We start from the raw sequence: 668 nt of genomic DNA, 5'->3' as shown, positions 1-668 counted from the left end.
GGCACCGCGTAGGCGACCAGCCGGCGCTGCCCGGGCGCGTCCTCGCGGATCAGGACCACGGCCTGGGCGACGCCGGGCTGGTCCAGCAGCGCGGCTTCGATCTCGCCCAGCTCGATGCGCAGTCCGCGCAGCTTGACCTGATGGTCTAGGCGGCCCAGATAGTCCAGCGCGCCGTCCTCGCGGCGGACGACGCGGTCGCCGGTGCGGTACAGCCGCTGGCCGGCGGCGAAGGGGTGGGCGACGAAGCGCTCGGCAGTCAGCGCCGGACGGCGCAGATAGCCGCGGGCCAGGCCGACGCCGCCCAGGTACAGCTCGCCGGGAATGCCGGGCGGCAAGGGCCGCAGCATGGCGTCGAGCACGAAGAGCTGGGTGTTCCAGATTGGGTGACCGATGGGCACCGAGCGGCTGTCGCGCACCGGATCGCAAGTCCAGGCGGTGACGTCGACGGCGGCCTCGGTGGGGCCGTAGAGATTATGCAGCGGGCAGGGCAGCGTCTGGGCGGCGCGGGCCAGCAGCGGCGCGGGCAAGGCTTCGCCGCTGCACAGCACGCGGCGCAGGCTGGCGCAGCCGGCGCTGGCGGGCTCCTGCAGGAAGGCGTCCAGCATGGACGGGACGAAATGCAGGGTGGTGACGCCGCGGCGGCGGATCAGCTCGGCCAGATAGACGGG

The 668-nt window shown here is 73.7% G+C and carries 1 protein-coding gene; it reads right to left on the bottom strand.

The features are described from left to right. A partial coding sequence (locus ACODRW_RS24285) for an AMP-binding protein (RefSeq protein WP_488906919.1) occupies positions 1 to 668 on the bottom strand: 668 nt, incomplete at both ends.

This window comes from Chromobacterium sp. FG89 (genome assembly GCF_057808735.1).
The sequence above is the reverse complement of the archived record's forward strand: the minus strand, read 5'-3'. Positions and strand labels throughout refer to the sequence as shown.